Origin of the sequence: Ruminococcus sp. (genome assembly GCF_024691275.1) — a bacterium.
GTDB lineage: Bacteria > Bacillota > Clostridia > Oscillospirales > Ruminococcaceae > Ruminococcus.
In genome coordinates, this window is record NZ_JAILNU010000117.1 from 27,882 (window position 1) to 41,222 (window position 13,341).

Below are 13,341 nucleotides of genomic sequence, written 5' to 3' on the forward strand. Positions count from 1 at the left end.
AAACAACGTGGCTATAATTCTTGTACTGATGATTGCGGCTCTTGTCGGAGCTGACCAGCTCGTGAAATACTGGGCTGTACATGAACTGCGACCTGTGGGGACGATGGACTTTATCCACATCGGCGATCTCAAGATATTCGATCTGACGTATCTGGAGAACCGCGGAGCAATATTCGGAAGTATGGCGGGAAAAAGATGGTTCCTTGTGGGCTTTACCAGCCTTATCGTAATAGCAGGCATCGTCGTCCTTTTCAAGGTATATCGCCGCTCGAAGCTTCTCGGCGTTGCGGTTGCCTTGTTCGTTGCAGGCGGTATCGGCAACCTCATTGACCGCATACGCTATGCCTATGTTGTGGATATGTTCGAGCTGAAGCTCTTTAAATTCGCTATTTTCAACGTGGCGGACATATGCGTGACGATAGCATTCGTGATGCTCCTTATTTACGCATTCTTCATCGACCCGAAAATCGAAAAGGCTAAAAAAGCCGAGGCTGAAAAGGCGGGAAGCAATGAATGAGACTGTAGTGCTCAGCGTTCAGCCTGAGGATTCGGGAAGCCGCATAGATAAGTATATTTCGGACAATATTGCTGAGCTGACGCGCTCTGCGGTGCAGGGACTTATCGAAAAGAGCCTCGTTCTTGTGAACGGCAGGACAGTCAGCAAGAACTGCAAGCTCAAAGGCGGCGAGGAGATATCCGTAGAGATACCCGAACCCGAGCCTATGGACGCTGTACCCGAGGATATACCTCTCGATATCGTCTATGAGGACGACGACCTCCTTGTGGTCAACAAGCCAAAGGGCATGGTAGTACACCCTGCTCACGGAAACTATACGGGAACTCTCGTGAATGCGCTCCTGTATCACTGCGGAGACAGCCTTTCGGGAATAAACGGCGTGATACGTCCGGGGATAGTCCACCGTATCGACAAGAATACCAGCGGACTTCTCATCGTTGCGAAGAACGACGCTTCGCACCTGAAGCTTGCCGAGCAGATAAAGGTACACAGCTTCACCCGCGAGTACGAAGCAGTCGCAAGCGGCTATTTCAAGGAGACCGAGGGCACTATCGACGCTCCTATAGGCAGACATAAGACCGACCGCAAGAAAATGTGCGTGACAACCGAGAATTCACGAAACGCAGTCACTCACTACAGCGTCATCAAGCAGTATGGCGGCTATGCCCACGTAAGACTGAAACTCGAAACGGGAAGAACTCACCAGATAAGAGTTCACCTGAGCTATATCGGTCACCCTGTACTGGGGGACGATGTTTACGGGAAGCCATACAATGGCATCGAGGGTCAGTGTCTCCACGCCCGCAAAATAGGCTTTATCCACCCGACAACAGGGGAGTATATGGAGTTCGTCAGCGACCTTCCCGATTATTTTGTATCCATTCTTTCAAAGCTCGAAAAAATGTAGGAGGTATACCATTGTTTGAAGATATCTCAAAGGTAGTTCTCCTCAGTGACATGGACGGCACTCTGCTTGATTCCCACAAGCAGATAACCGACACCGACCGACGCGCTATTGAGCGCTTTACGGCTATGGGCGGTCATTTTACAGTGGCTACGGGACGCACGATACAGTCCTTTGACCAGTACCGTTCCATGCTTGAGCTGAAATACCCCATTATAATGTATAACGGAGCGGCTATCCATGATTATATCAGCGGAAAGGCCCTCTATACACACCCTCTGCCCCTTGAAGCGAAGGCTTATACAAGAGAGCTCTTGGAGCTTATGCCTCAGGCAGGCGGCGAGGTGCTGAAAGCGGAAGGCACGTTCGTTTTCAGCAATACCGATTATCAGCAGCTGCATACAAAGCTCTGCAATATCGTGCCGAATTATGCGGAACTGTCAGACATTGCCGACGGCGGTTGGCTGAAGGTCCTTTTCTCACTTGCTCCGGAAGACGTGGATTATATGCAGATACTCGTTAAGAAACAGGCATATGAGGGAGTGGACTTCGTTAAATCGTCGGATATATTCCTTGAGATGCTCCCAAAAGGAGTGAGCAAGGGCTCGGCTCTGGCACAGTACAGAAAGCTCGAAGGCATGGAGGACTTCACCTTCGTGTCTATAGGCGACTTCGACAACGATATAGAGATGATAGTCGAAGCTGACTTAGGAGCTTGTCCTGCCAATGCGGAGGACTCCGTAAAGGCAAAGGCCGACCTCGTTCTCACCCGTACCAACGATGAGGGCGCGGTGGCTGAACTTATAGAACATATAACCGAAAGGTGCAGCAAATAACAGAATGAAAAAGAAAGCGGCAATAATCACATACATAATAAGCATATTCTGCCTGCTGGGACTGCTGGCGCTGCTTGTGTACAGCGCATTCTACGACAAGGCCTCCCATGCTACGGCAAGCTTTACTCTCAATGATGCAGCGATACTCAGCCTTGCACTGTTCGCAATACCCATGTGGGGCGCTTCTGTATTCCTTATCAAAGCACTCAGACTGAGAGGTACACTGCATGAGAAACAGAACAAGCTGTTCATAATCTTCCCTGCGATGCTATGCAGCGGATTCTTTGTGTTCTACGGTATCGTTCTGATAAATATGGCTCTGAAATAAAAGAAACAGATGCTCAGGGGATAAATAGCGCTCAGAGGCATATACAATAGTTAAAAGATGAATTTCAGTTAGCAAAAAATGTGTTGCAATCTTACATTTTTTGCTGTATAATATATTTGTAGCTTTTTATTGCAGGGGCGGGCGGCTGTCTAAACATAATTAGGGGGGGCGACCGAGAAACCCGCCCACTGCTGTCAAAATCGGTACGAAATAACCGCTTCTGACATATCCCCCTTATACGTAAATCGCGGCGTGTGCCGTTAAATAAAATCATGGAGGTCATTATGGACGCAAAGCTTAAAAAGGAATTGCAGAAAACAGCCTGCAAGGTTAGAATGGGCGTTATCGAGGGCACTTATAACGCTAAATCAGGTCATCCGGGCGGCTCGCTCTCTATCAGCGATACTCTGACATATCTCTATTTCAATAAGATGAATAACGATCCAAAGAATCCTGACGCTCCCGACAGAGACAGATTTGTCCTCTCAAAGGGACATACAGCTCCTGCTCTTTATTCGGTTCTGGCTCAGAAAGGCTATTTCTCAGTTGAGGAGCTGAAGTCGCTCCGCCACATCGGTGCGCTTCTTCAGGGACACCCATGTATTCATATCCCCGGTGTAGATATGTCCAGCGGTTCACTGGGACAGGGCATCTCTGCTGCTTGCGGTATGGCTCTTGCAGGAAAGATCGACGGAAAGTCATATAAGGTATATACAGTTCTCGGCGACGGCGAGATCGAGGAAGGTCAGGTTTGGGAGGCAGCTATGTTCGCTGCTCACAAGAAGCTCACTAACCTCATTGCTATCGTTGATAATAATGGTCTCCAGATAGACGGTCCTATTACTGAGGTATGCTCACCCGAGCCTATCACAGACAAGTTCGCAGCATTCGGCTGGCACGTTATCACTATGGACGCTCACGATTTCGACGATATCGACAGAGCTTTCACAGAAGCTGAGTCCGTTAAGGACAAGCCTGTTGCTATAATTCAGAAGTCTACAAAGGGCAAGGGCGTTTCATTCATGGAAAATCAGGTAGGCTGGCACGGTACAGCTCCTAACAAGGAACAGTACGAGCAGGCTATGTCAGAGCTTAATGCGCAGTTAAAGGAATTGGAGGACTAATTATCATGGCAGATGTAATCAAGAAGGCTACCAGAGAAAGCTACGGCGAGGCTCTCAAGGAGTTAGCCGAGGAATATAAGGACTTAGTAGTCCTCGACGCAGACCTTGCTGCTGCAACAAAGACAGGTATCTTCAAGAAGGCATACCCTGACCGTTTCTTCGACTGCGGTATCGCAGAGGCTAACATGATGGGCGTTGCAGCAGGTCTTGCAGCCTGCGGCAAGATCCCTTTCGCAAGCACATTCGCAATGTTCGCAGCAGGAAGAGCTTTTGAAATAGTAAGAAACTCTATCGGCTACCCACACCTCAACGTAAAGATCGGCGCTACACACGCAGGTATCTCTGTTGGTGAGGACGGCGCTACACACCAGTGCAACGAGGATATCGCTCTTATGAGAACTATCCCGGGCATGACTATCATCAATCCTTGTGATGATGTTGAAGCAAAGGCTGCCGTAAAGGCTGCTCTCGACTTCAACGGCCCTGTATATATGCGTTTTGGAAGACTTGCTGTTCCTGTTATCAATGACGCTGCAAGCTACAAGTTCGAGCTTGGCAAGGGCGTTGTTATGAAGGACGGTAAGGACGTTACTATCGTTGCAACAGGTCTTATGGTCAACGAAGCTGTTGAAGCTGCTAAGGCTCTCGAAGCTGAGGGCATCTCAGCAAGAGTTGTTAATATCCACACGATAAAGCCTCTCGATAAGGAGCTTATCTGCAAGTGCGCTAAGGAGACAGGTCTCATTGTAACTGCTGAGGAGCACAGCATCATCGGCGGTCTTGGCTCAGCTGTTGCAGAAGCTGTTACAGAATGCTGTCCTGTTCCCGTTATCAAGATCGGCGTGAACGACGAGTTCGGTCACTCGGGTCCTGCTGTTGACCTCCTCAAGGAGTTCGGTCTTTCAGCTGAGAACATCGCTAAGACAGTTAAGGCTGCTCTCAAGAAGTGAGCTGAATTGTAATATGAAGATAAAGGGCACAGTTATGTGCCCTTTTGATATTTGCCATAAAAAAGCTGCTCTCATGTGAGAGCAGCTTTACTATTATCGGGTCAGCTTAGAATTCAGTACCGTTGTCAGATACACCGATAGCATACTGACCGTTCTGGTCGTAGAAGCATATCCAGCCTGTGTGTCCTGCATATGATGTCTTTAACCATACGCTGTTAGCATACTTCTTTGAGCCTGTGATAACAACTATAGTGTTGCGTGGGATGTATGTAAGAGTAGTATTTGACGAAGCTGTAGAACCTGGGTTCTTACGTAAACGAAGTGAGCTTGCTGTGATCTTGCACGGCCAGCCCTGCTTGAGGTTTGGAAGATATATCCAGCCTGACTTGAAGCCGTTTCCGCATCTGATACGTGAAGTGTAGCCCCATGAGCCAACTACAGATGTGATGATACAATCTGCACCATACGGAGCTGTTCCTCTGATATTGGAGCTGTTTGCAGTGCTGCGTGATGAACGAACATTTACGCCGCTTGATACATTAACTGTATATACAACATTAGTTGCATAAGCTGCGTTTGCGCTCAACTCATTAACAAAAGAATTTGTCTTGATAAGACCGGCGGAGTTTAATGCAGCAGGTGCTGCGACGGCGCTGAACATCATTGCGGCAGAGAGCGCGATAGTTGTGATACGTTTTTTGTTGGATTTCATAATAAAACCTCCGTTAAATATATTTGTAGTTCACAGAAAATGAACTATGTATATATTGTATCATAACCGATGTAATATGTCAATATATTTTGTACGTGAAAAATATATTATTACAAAAATAAGCTGCCCTCATATGAGAGCAGCTTTATGATTATTCTTTTACAGTGCTTTCGTACTTGTATTTGTCGATATTAGCTGTAACAAGTTTGTTGAACATAGAATCCAGGTCTTTGTAACCCTTATAATAGTAATTACCAACGGTGAAAGCTTCACCTGATGGTGTACCGAAAAACGCTGAACCCTCAGGCTTCTCTATGGTATTTAAATCAAATGAGCAAGTACCGTCATCCAGGATAACGATGTTCTTATAACCTGTGTAGTAGTAATATGTAAACTCTTGCTTTGTTGATTCGTCGGAATCCTTGTTTGGCATATTCTCGGCAGTCATCTTGTAAATGAAGTATACATTGTTGGAAGTTGATGTGCTTATGGAACTATCCTTAGGAGTAAGCATATAGTTGCCGATAAGTTCCATTTTCTTGAATGTTTCTGAGTCACTCCACTTAGATGCAACGTAAGCTTTGAATGTGTCCTGAGCGTGTTCGTCCATTTTCTTCATAGCGTCCTCAGGGATATCTTCAAGCTTCTGTACGTAGCTGGAAACGCCCTCTACAGTGTAGGTCTTTTCGGTTGCAGTTGGTTTGTAGCCCTGATCGAAGCACTTCTGCTCGCAGTCAGCTTCGCCGAACTTAACAGTGATAGTATCGCCGTTTGAGAGGTGCTCCTTGTTGTCACAAGTGAAGCTCATACCGCTTACAGGGAGCTCCTTAGCAGAAAGTACAGCCTTAGCGTTAGGAGCGATACCTTCATAGGATACAGTAAGGTGCTCGAAAGGATCAAATTCTTCAGCAACTTTGAGGTCAGTTACCTTTATCTTCTTGTCGTTGAGCTTGAGTTTTATCTTGTACTTTTCTTCAAGCTTCTCTGCGTTTTTCTTGTCCCACTTGAATGTAACAGTGTCGCCGTTTGTGATGTCACTTTCCTTTGAGAGGGAGCCTTTAAGGTACTTGTTTACCTTTTCTTCGACTTTTGCCACTGCAAGAAGATTGCTTGAATCAGACAACTCAAACGCTTCAAGGTTGTCTGCTACTAATTCGTCAAGACCAATATGAGCAGATGCAGTGCCCTTTGTATCGATGCCGTCAATATCTACAGTGACATATTTGCTGGCATCGATCTCTGTTCTGCCGCAGCTTGAGAGAGATGCTGCGCTCATACATACTGCGAAGGCAAGAATAGTCGTTTTCATTAAATGATTTCTCATTTGTAAAACCCTCTTTCAAAATTACAACTTGTAGTATTTTTACTATTATAAATGAATATTGTGATAGAATTGTGAAAGAATATGCAAATCGGCTATAACGCACATAAAAAAATCGAATTTTATAGCTGTTTTGCATATTTTTGAAAGAGCAAAATGCACAGATAAAATTTGTATGATTTATTTTGCGAAAAGAGCTTGACAAAGGAAGAATAATGTGGTATAATAATCAAGCTGTTAAAGCAGCATCGTATTCTAAAGACAGCTGGCAGAGCATATGCTCAGTAAGTCCCGCCGAGGAATAGCAATTGATAGAATTATCATTGTCCATTCTGCGCTGTCGGAATGGGCTTTTTTATTGCTCTCTGAATACGATAAAATACATTCGGAGGTGAATACACACTATGCCAAGCAATGCTGTACTCGAAGCAAAAAAGGCTAAGGTCGAGAAGCTCACCGAGATCATCAAGAATTCCGTATCAGGCGTTCTCGTTGATTACAAGGGTATCACCGTTGAGGAGGATACTAAGCTCAGAAAGGAGCTTCGTGAGGCTGGCGTTAATTACTTCGTAGAGAAGAACACACTGCTTCTCCGTGCTTTCAAGGAATGCGGTATCGAGGGCTTTGAAGAGGCTCTCAACGGAACAACTGCTCTCGCTGTTTCAAACGACGATCAGACTGCTCCTGCAAGAATCCTTGGTAAGTTCGCTGAGGAGGCTGGCGATGAGAAGTTCAATCTCAAGGCAGGTTACATTGAGGGTGAGATCTACGATCAGGCTGGAGTTGTTGCTCTTTCCAAGATCCCTTCAAAGGATACCCTTCTTGCTCAGCTCGTTGGTTCTCTTCAGGGACCACTCCAGAAGCTGGCTGCTACTCTCAACGCTGTTGCAGACAAGAAGAAGGAAGAAGAAGCTGCTTGATCGCTGCTTAGTCTTTCAAACCACACACGCGGATATTTGTTCCGCAGCTTAAATTTAACAGCCCTGTATTCGGGCAAATATTATTAAAAAGGAGATTATTATCATGGCTTCTGAGAAGATCACAAAATTTGTTGAAGATATCAAGACTCTTTCCGTTCTCGAGCTTTCTGAGCTTGTTGACGCTATCCAGGAGGAATTCGGTGTAACAGCTGCTATCGCTGCTGCTCCTGCTGCAGGCGGTGCTGCTGCTGGTGCTGCTGCTAAGACAGAGTTCGACGTAGTTCTTGCTTCATTTGGTGACGCTAAGATGGCTGTTATCAAGGTTGCTAAGGAAGTTCTCGGTCTTGGCCTTAAGGAGGCTAAGGAAGTAGTTGAGTCTGCTCCTAAGGCTATCAAGGAAGGCGTTTCTGAGGCTGAGGCTAACGAGCTCAAGGCTAAGTTTGAAGAGGCTGGCGCTACAATCGAGATCAAGTAATTATACTGAAAGATCTAATATCAAAAGGCTGTACAATTGGTACAGCCTTTTTGTTTATTGTGTCGTGTCGACAAATACTTTTTTATGCAAAAATGACCAATCAATGTATATCCGTTGACTTTGTATTATGGAATGTGCTATAATTATAAAAATGGGTCTCTCATTTGCATCAGTTTATTCTCTTTCCGTATTGGAGGTTATATTATGAAGAAAATAGCAGCATTATTAGGAGCGGTCGTGATGGCTTTTTCGTCCGTTTCTGTTTCTGACATCAATGCGGTCTCGACTGAACTTGTTACCCAACATGAATCTGTAGGAGCACAGTATAATGGTACCGACCTGATACTTTATTCCGTTGAGGTCATAAAGCTCGTTAATCAGGAACGCGCTAAAGTCGGGCTTCCTGAACTTATGATGTTCCCGAGACTGAGTAAAGCTGCTAATATGCGCGTAAAAGAAACAACTCAGACCTGGTCGCATACTCGTCCTGACGGCAGAGAAGCCTTTTCGATCATTACTGATCTCAATATAAGATATAATGCTATAGGTGAGAATATTGCCTACGGACAAGGCTCGCCGCAGGCTGTTGTGAACAGTTGGATGAATTCAACCGATCACAGGAAAAATATACTTAGTTCTTCTTTTAAGTATCTTGGCGTGGGCGTTGCCGAAAAAAACGGCACACTTTACTGGACTCAGCTTTTCCTCGGTGTTAACGATCCGTACCCCGAAGCTTTCTATACTAAGGCATTTGGCGATGTGAACAGTGACGGCAAAATTGATGCAGTCGATGCTTCTCTGACGCTTAAAGACTATGCATCGGTATCTGCGAGTCGTGGATACGTTCTGAGTACAAGCCAGAGGGCTAAGTCCGACGTTACAGGTGATGAGAATATGGACGCTGTCGATGCGTCTGTAATGCTGAGCATTTATGCAAGAAATTCAACGTGAATACATTAATCAATAACGCAAAACACCGCACAGTATTAGGCGGGTACTTGTATAGAAATTTTACACGAATTATCGGGGAAACCTTTCTGAGAAAAGGGGGGCCTCAATATCTCATGTGAAAATTTCTGTATAAGCACCGTGCCTGCACTGTGCGGTGTTTCTTTGGAGAGTATTTAAATTGTCATTAAGCAGTTACAAGGCAGCTTTCAAGCTTTGCGAGAATATCAGCCTTTTTGTAGCCTTTGCCTATAAAGACAAGCTGATTTATGCGGTCGCCGTACTGTTCGTCCCAGTCATCTTTAAGGTCAGGATAATTTGAGAACATAATGTCGAGCTCCTCCTGAGGACAAGATGCAAGCCACTCGTTGAGCTCGGTAACACTTGCGTTACGTCCTGCCTGCTCAAAGAGCTGGATGTGTACGTCGTCATCAGCAAACCATACATAGCCCTTTGTGCGTATGAGCTCCTTTGGATATTGGTCAACGAGATCCATGAATTTGTCGCGGTCAAACGGACGCTTTTCCTCGTACACGAAAGAAGTTATACCGTATTCGTCCATGCAGGCTTCTTTATCGTTTGGCTCGTTGGTGTTGAGAGCTCGCTGTATTGATGATGAAGCAAGAACCTCGTGGTAGTCGAATTCTTTGCCGTGGAGTATCTTGTCGGGGTCTATCTCGCTGTTACGGCATGGAATGATCTCGGCTTCGGACTGGATATCGCGGATAGCCTTTGTAACTTCCTCGATCTGCTCAGCGTTGAGAAGGTCGGTCTTGTTAAGGAGTATCAGGTTGCAGAATTCTATCTGGTCGATGATGAGGTTGATGATATCACCCTCCTCGGTGTCGTTTTCCATGCTGAGCTCACGCATAAATTCGCGGTAAATTCGGTCGCAGTCCACAACGGATACCACTGAGCTGAGGTATACATTGGTGTCGGGATTGTCCTCTTCGTAGATGATGAACGAAGCCGCAATGTTTGAAGGCTCGCTGATGCCCGAAGCTTCAACGAAAACAGCTTCTATATCAGGGAGCTTTGAAATGCGCTCTATCTCGGCGATGAATTCGTCACGAAGAGTGCAGCATATGCAGCCGTTCTGAAGCTCGACCATTTCAACTGAAGAAATGCGGTCGCGGTTTTTGTTAAGGAGCGCAGCATCAATATTAACGCTGCCCATATCGTTTACTATAAGAGCTATCTTGCGCTGCTCCTGCTTGAGGAGATTCTGCATAAGGGTAGTTTTACCCGAGCCAAGGTAGCCTGTTATCAGGATTACAGGAATCTTTTTGTTGTCCATAGAGCACCTCACATCATTAATATGAAAATGATTATCAATTTCATATTATATTATAGTCCCGTAAGTGCAGATTGTCAATATTTTCGTGAACAATTCTTGCAATACAGCAAAATGATATTCATTCTCAAATTTAAATTAGTGAAGATCAACAAAGCTCTTAGTAATTAACCTGTAGGAGCTGCGTCAGCGAGCTCAAAGTAGAATGGGGGAGCTGTGAAGTATATAAAAAATGAAGGGGCGCGTTTGCGTCCCTTCGTTATGTTAGAGATTTGAATGAAAAGTTCTTGATATAACGTCGTCCTGCTGCTCCTTTGTGAGCTTGACGAAGTTTACTGCATAGCCCGAAACTCTTACTGTGAGCTGTGGGTACTTCTCAGGGTGAGCCTGAGCATCAAGGAGCGTTTCGCGTGTGAACACGTTTACGTTGAGGTGATGGCCGCCTTTTTCAACGTAGCCGTCAAGAAGTTCTATAAGGTTGTCAACCTGTTTCTGGTTATCCATTTTTCGTTCCTCCTTGTTACTGTGTAGGGGCTGATAGCCCGATTGGGTTTATTGCTGAACGCCGAGGACGGCGTTCCCTGCATTTATAATTCGTCATCATCGTCGATGGCATCTTCGGTGGGCTGACAGCAGGCACCCTTTGTGCCGCATACATCGGTACTTTTAACGGTATCGACTTTCAGCTCCGAGCCGCTTTCGCCTGAGACGATATTTACATGACCGCTGCCCTGTTCCATGAGCTTGTCGATGAGGTCTGCAAGCTCTGAGGGATCATCGGTCTTTCCGAGCATATCGGGAGTTATCATATTATTCTCCTCTGAGCTTGTCGAGGTCGAGGTCTCCTGCGAATACTTCCATATCCTTGCCGAGAGCGTTAGGAATTATGGAGAAGGTGTTGGAGATACCGTCCTGAGCGTGTCTGAACGGGAGCTTAGCTACAGATGAAAGTGAAGCTACTGCACCGTGAGTATCTCTGCCGTGCATCGGGTTAGCTCCAGGAGCGAGCGGTACGCCCTGTTTGCGTCCGTCAGGAGTATTACCTGTCTTCTTGCCGTATACGACGTTAGAAGTGATAGTGAGGATAGACATTGTAGGAACGCTGTCACGGTATGTGTGGTGCTTTCTTACGCAGTCCATGAACTTGCGGACAACTGTAACAGCGAGCTGGTCGACACGGTCGTCGTTATTGCCGTATTTCGGGAAGTCTCCCTCTATCTCATAGTCAACGACAACGTTCTTTGCAACGTCAACAACATTGCCTGCCTTGTCCTTGATCTCGATATCCTTGCGGATAGGCTTTACCTTAGCGTACTTGATAGCTGAGAGCGAGTCTGCAACGACTGAAAGACCTGCGATACCTGTTGCGAAGTAGCGCTTTACATCTCTGTCGTGGAGAGCCATCTGGAGTCTCTCATAGCTGTACTTATCGTGCATATAGTGGATAACGTTGAGGGTATTGACATAAAGTCCTGCAAGCCACTCCATCATATCCATATACTTTTCCCATACATCGTCGAAGTCGAGGTACTCGCTGTCAACAGGACGGAACTTAGGGCCTACCTGTAAGCCGAGACGCTCGTCCACGCCGCCGTTTATAGCGTAGAGGAGGCACTTTGCAAGGTTAGCTCTTGCGCCGAAGAACTGCATTTCCTTGCCGACTCTCATTGAGGATACGCAGCAGGCGATAGCGTAGTCGTCACCGTGTACAACTCTCATCATATCGTCGTTCTCGTACTGGATAGATGAGGTCTTGATAGACATTTTAGCGCAGTATTCCTTGAACTTTCTCGGGAGCTTTGTTGACCAGAGTATAGTCATATTCGGCTCGGGAGCAGTTCCGAGGTTTTCGAGAGTGTGGAGATAACGGAAGCTGTTCTTTGTAACGAGGTGGTGACCGTCAACGTCAACGCCGCCGATAGATTCTGTTATCCATGTCGGGTCGCCCGAGAACAGTGAATTGTACTCTGGAGTACGTGCGAACTTGACGATACGGAGCTTCATGATGAAGTGGTCGATGAGCTCCTGTGCCTGTTCCTCGGTAATAATACCGCGGTCAAGGTCACGCTGTATATAGATGTCGAGGAAAGTGGAAGTACGTCCGAGGGACATAGCTGCACCGTTCTGCTCCTTGACAGCTGCGAGGTAGCCGAAGTAGAGCCACTGTATAGCTTCCTTAGCGTTTGCGGCAGGCTTTGAAATATCGAAGCCGTATATTTTTCCCAGTTCCTTGAGTTCCTGAAGAGCACGTACCTGCTCTGCGAGTTCCTCACGGAGACGGATATTCTTGGAAGTCATTCTGACAAGTGATGTCTCGATCTGATGTTTTTTGTCCTCGATGAGCTTGTCTATGCCGTAGAGAGCTACACGTCTGTAGTCGCCGATGATACGGCCTCTGCCGTAAGCATCAGGGAGACCTGTGAGTATAGCCGAATGACGGGCAAGTCTCATTTCCGGAGTGTATGCGTCGAAAACGCCCTGATTATGAGTTTTTCTGTACTTTGTGAAGATATCGACAACTGACTGATCTACTTCATAGCCGTACTCCTTGCAAGCCTGCTGAGCCATACGGATACCGCCGAAAGGCTGAAGCGAACGCTTGAAGGGCTTGTCTGTCTGAAGACCCACGATCTGTTCGAGGTCTTTGTTGAGATAGCCTGCGCCGTGTGAAGTTATAGTAGATATGATCTTGGTGTCCATATCCAGAACACCGCCTGCTTCTCTTTCCTGTCGGGACAGTTCCATTACCTGCTCCCAGAGCTGTTTTGTAGCTTCTGTAGGACCTGCGAGAAAGCTTTCGTCACCTTCATAAGGAGTGTAATTCTTCTTTATGAAGTCTCTGACGTTGACTGAACTGGAGCTCCAGCGGCCTTCTTTGAAGCCGTCCCATTCCTTTGCCCATGTATTGACCATAACACATTACTCCTTTTTTAAAAGTCTATAGTAATCTTATCACATTGTTTATTTTTTGTCAAACCCCGTATTAACTGAAGTTAACCTAAAAACCCCTGT

Annotated in this window: 15 protein-coding genes; 9 read left to right on the forward strand and 6 right to left on the reverse strand. The window is 46.2% G+C overall.

The genetic code is table 11. The annotated features are described in order from the left end of the window. Positions 1-7 precede the first annotated feature (7 nt). From lspA to K6G33_RS14930, 6 genes are all read left to right on the forward strand, one after another. A complete protein-coding gene (gene lspA, locus K6G33_RS14905) occupies positions 8-517 on the forward strand; it encodes a signal peptidase II (protein WP_296781061.1) in 510 nt (169 codons plus the stop codon). Continuing rightward, positions 510-1,424 (forward strand): RluA family pseudouridine synthase, encoded by a 915-nt coding sequence (locus K6G33_RS14910; RefSeq protein WP_296781064.1) that lies wholly within the window; start codon positions 510-512, stop codon positions 1,422-1,424. The genes lspA and K6G33_RS14910 overlap by 8 nt, the downstream gene beginning before the upstream one ends. 11 nt (positions 1,425-1,435) lie before the next feature. After that, positions 1,436-2,257: an HAD family hydrolase gene (locus K6G33_RS14915; protein WP_296781066.1), complete on the forward strand. Its 822-nt coding sequence runs from the start codon at positions 1,436-1,438 to the stop codon at positions 2,255-2,257. Positions 2,258-2,261: 4 nt separating this feature from the next. Continuing rightward, positions 2,262-2,585 (forward strand): hypothetical protein, encoded by a 324-nt coding sequence (locus K6G33_RS14920; protein ID WP_296781069.1) that lies wholly within the window; start codon positions 2,262-2,264, stop codon positions 2,583-2,585. A 284-nt stretch (positions 2,586-2,869) separates the two neighbouring features. Continuing rightward, positions 2,870-3,709, forward strand: coding sequence for a transketolase (locus tag K6G33_RS14925; RefSeq protein ID WP_173449724.1), 840 nt, complete (start codon positions 2,870-2,872; stop codon positions 3,707-3,709). Positions 3,710-3,714: 5 nt separating this feature from the next. Further along, positions 3,715-4,659: a transketolase family protein gene (locus K6G33_RS14930; protein ID WP_173449723.1), complete on the forward strand. Its 945-nt coding sequence runs from the start codon at positions 3,715-3,717 to the stop codon at positions 4,657-4,659. Between the two features lie 106 nt (positions 4,660-4,765). Here K6G33_RS14930 and K6G33_RS14935 read toward each other — a convergent pair whose 3' ends face one another. Next, positions 4,766-5,371, reverse strand: a complete 606-nt coding sequence (locus K6G33_RS14935; RefSeq protein ID WP_296781074.1) for a hypothetical protein — start codon at positions 5,369-5,371, stop codon at positions 4,766-4,768. A gap of 151 nt (positions 5,372-5,522) precedes the next feature. After that, positions 5,523-6,695, reverse strand: coding sequence for a hypothetical protein (locus K6G33_RS14940; RefSeq protein ID WP_296781076.1), 1,173 nt, complete (start codon positions 6,693-6,695; stop codon positions 5,523-5,525). Between the two features lie 401 nt (positions 6,696-7,096). Between K6G33_RS14940 and rplJ the strand changes: the two genes are divergently transcribed. The 3 genes from rplJ (at position 7,097) to K6G33_RS14955 (ending at position 9,038) form a co-directional block, all read left to right on the forward strand. Then, on the forward strand, positions 7,097-7,612 hold the full coding sequence (gene rplJ, locus K6G33_RS14945; protein WP_296781079.1) for a 50S ribosomal protein L10: 516 nt from the start codon (positions 7,097-7,099) through the stop codon (positions 7,610-7,612). 103 nt (positions 7,613-7,715) lie between these two features. Further along, positions 7,716-8,087 carry a 50S ribosomal protein L7/L12 gene (rplL, locus tag K6G33_RS14950; protein ID WP_173449719.1) on the forward strand — a complete coding sequence of 124 codons (372 nt, stop codon included), beginning with the start codon at positions 7,716-7,718 and terminating at the stop codon, positions 8,085-8,087. A gap of 204 nt (positions 8,088-8,291) precedes the next feature. Next, the gene (locus K6G33_RS14955) at positions 8,292-9,038 is read left to right on the forward strand and encodes a CAP domain-containing protein (protein ID WP_296781084.1); all 747 of its coding nucleotides are present in this window, start codon (positions 8,292-8,294) and stop codon (positions 9,036-9,038) included. Between the two features lie 184 nt (positions 9,039-9,222). Here the strand turns inward: K6G33_RS14955 and K6G33_RS14960 are convergent, their stop codons facing one another. From K6G33_RS14960 to pflB, 4 genes are all read right to left on the reverse strand, one after another. Next, positions 9,223-10,332 carry a GTP-binding protein gene (locus K6G33_RS14960; RefSeq protein ID WP_296781087.1) on the reverse strand — a complete coding sequence of 370 codons (1,110 nt, stop codon included), beginning with the start codon at positions 10,330-10,332 and terminating at the stop codon, positions 9,223-9,225. Between the two features lie 261 nt (positions 10,333-10,593). After that, on the reverse strand, positions 10,594-10,833 hold the full coding sequence (gene grcA3 / locus K6G33_RS14965; RefSeq protein WP_173450509.1) for an autonomous glycyl radical cofactor GrcA3: 240 nt from the start codon (positions 10,831-10,833) through the stop codon (positions 10,594-10,596). An 83-nt stretch (positions 10,834-10,916) separates the two neighbouring features. Then, a complete protein-coding gene (locus K6G33_RS14970; protein ID WP_296781089.1) occupies positions 10,917-11,138 on the reverse strand; it encodes a hypothetical protein in 222 nt (73 codons plus the stop codon). A gap of 1 nt (position 11,139) precedes the next feature. Continuing rightward, positions 11,140-13,242 (reverse strand): formate C-acetyltransferase, encoded by a 2,103-nt coding sequence (gene pflB / locus K6G33_RS14975; RefSeq protein ID WP_296781090.1) that lies wholly within the window; start codon positions 13,240-13,242, stop codon positions 11,140-11,142. Positions 13,243-13,341 lie beyond the last annotated feature (99 nt).

Excerpts from the sequence above, each read along its gene's own strand:
- grcA3 (WP_173450509.1), bottom strand. The coding sequence starts at position 10,833 with ATGGATAACCAGAAACAGGTTGACAACCTTATAGAACTTCTTGACGGC.
- K6G33_RS14930 (WP_173449723.1), top strand. The coding sequence starts at position 3,715 with ATGGCAGATGTAATCAAGAAGGCTACCAGAGAAAGCTACGGCGAGGCT.
- K6G33_RS14935 (WP_296781074.1), bottom strand. The coding sequence starts at position 5,371 with ATGAAATCCAACAAAAAACGTATCACAACTATCGCGCTCTCTGCCGCA.
- K6G33_RS14955 (WP_296781084.1), top strand. The coding sequence starts at position 8,292 with ATGAAGAAAATAGCAGCATTATTAGGAGCGGTCGTGATGGCTTTTTCG.
- K6G33_RS14960 (WP_296781087.1), bottom strand. The coding sequence starts at position 10,332 with ATGGACAACAAAAAGATTCCTGTAATCCTGATAACAGGCTACCTTGGC.
- K6G33_RS14920 (WP_296781069.1), top strand. The coding sequence starts at position 2,262 with ATGAAAAAGAAAGCGGCAATAATCACATACATAATAAGCATATTCTGC.
- K6G33_RS14970 (WP_296781089.1), bottom strand. The coding sequence starts at position 11,138 with ATGATAACTCCCGATATGCTCGGAAAGACCGATGATCCCTCAGAGCTT.
- pflB (WP_296781090.1), bottom strand. The coding sequence starts at position 13,242 with ATGGTCAATACATGGGCAAAGGAATGGGACGGCTTCAAAGAAGGCCGC.
- rplJ (WP_296781079.1), top strand. The coding sequence starts at position 7,097 with ATGCCAAGCAATGCTGTACTCGAAGCAAAAAAGGCTAAGGTCGAGAAG.
- K6G33_RS14940 (WP_296781076.1), bottom strand. The coding sequence starts at position 6,695 with ATGAGAAATCATTTAATGAAAACGACTATTCTTGCCTTCGCAGTATGT.
- K6G33_RS14910 (WP_296781064.1), top strand. The coding sequence starts at position 510 with ATGAATGAGACTGTAGTGCTCAGCGTTCAGCCTGAGGATTCGGGAAGC.
- K6G33_RS14925 (WP_173449724.1), top strand. The coding sequence starts at position 2,870 with ATGGACGCAAAGCTTAAAAAGGAATTGCAGAAAACAGCCTGCAAGGTT.
- rplL (WP_173449719.1), top strand. The coding sequence starts at position 7,716 with ATGGCTTCTGAGAAGATCACAAAATTTGTTGAAGATATCAAGACTCTT.